This is a genomic window from Hallella seregens ATCC 51272 (assembly GCF_000518545.1).
In the GTDB taxonomy this organism is placed as follows: Bacteria; Bacteroidota; Bacteroidia; order Bacteroidales; family Bacteroidaceae; genus Prevotella; species Prevotella seregens.
In genome coordinates, this window is the sequence record NZ_JADU01000057.1 from 1 (window position 1) to 1,438 (window position 1,438).

The window sequence follows — 1,438 nt, forward strand, 5'->3', positions numbered from 1 at the left end:
GTGATCATCAAGTCGGCACAGGCGCAGCAAGCGCCCAACGACGGCGCGCATATCGGCACCGACGGCGACTGCGGCACGGCAACGGCACACCGCCAAGGCGACGGTTCGTACCTGTTCACGCTCGATCATAAGGCATCCTACCTCACATTCATGCCTTGCTACAGCAAGGTGTTCGACCCAAGCGTAAAAGTGACTCAAATCAAGGTCAGCGCCGACCAGCCCCTTGCCGGTACATACGATTTCGATGATACGGGCATCAAACCATCCACGGCAACCGCGACGTCTCAAAGCGTCACCCTCACGCTCTGTGGAGGAGGCACCAACGGCTTCGAGATTCCCGTTAACACAGATTACGGCAAGAATGCGGCCATCATGGTCGTTGCTCCCGGAACGTACACCAACTTCACCGTGGAATACACCCTGCACGACCAAGCGACGAACATAACCGGCACGGTGAAGAAGAACTACGGCAACGTTATTTGCAACGTGGGAAGGAACAAGAAGTTTGCAATGAATTTCACCATTCCACATTATGACAACAAATATTATATGTGGGATGCCGCACAGCATTATTGGCAAGGGTATGAGCAATTTCAGCCAAAACTAAATAAACAGACAAATAATATATATTATCCTCAAGTTCCGACAGATGCGCGTTGGTTTACTCCAAGACTTACTCCTGATTATGCCCACAACACAAACATGATAAATTGTCCTAATGCGAATGCAATTGCATGGTACGTTCTGCATGGCGAACCTCATTGGGACAACAAAACATTGTGGAGCACAATGGGGCATCTTTACAACAAGGGAATATGGATGAAAAAGCATGATAAGATAACCGGATTTGGCTGGGACACTGCTCCAGATGGTACTGATTGGCGACTAGGAAAAAACCCTATCCTCCATGGAAGCTTGTCGAACAGTCCCCTTAATGATAGTGAAAAAGGCGAATACTTCTATCTGCCTTGTCTTGGCCGCTATCTGGAAGGAGAACTCGTAGTGGGCAACCATGGCCTATACTGGTCCAACACGGCAGGAGTCCAAAGTTCACTTGCTGCCGGAGGATACTATTATCCAAGCCTTTATTTTTATGAGAATTTCATCGTGCTTCATTATGACGATGCCATTCGGGCACAAAAAGTATGGCAATTGGACAAAGTCCCGACAGACTAATATTTATCCCCATGACGTCTCTCGCTCTTTGACATACCCACCGTTGCCAGGATTTTTGTTTTCCGTCGTGTGTGGTTCATTCCCGAGGGGGGGTTACTCATCCGACGATGTTGCGGACACACAGGGCGTGTGTCCCTACAGGGTGCAGCGCATGGGGAATTGAAAGGCAACGCCCAATCGCACCGGGTTCAAAAAAGACAACGAACAACAACCGAAAACAACGCTGCGCCGCGGCATTGCCGTTGTTGAGAGTTGTTATCCG

1 protein-coding gene is annotated in these 1,438 nt (G+C 49.4%); it reads left to right on the forward strand.

All coding sequences use genetic code 11. The annotated features are described in order from the left end of the window. Positions 1–1,176: hypothetical protein (locus L888_RS13715; protein WP_044249298.1), on the forward strand; the 1,176-nt coding region annotated here is incomplete at its 5' end. Between the last annotated feature and the right edge of the window lie 262 nt (positions 1,177–1,438).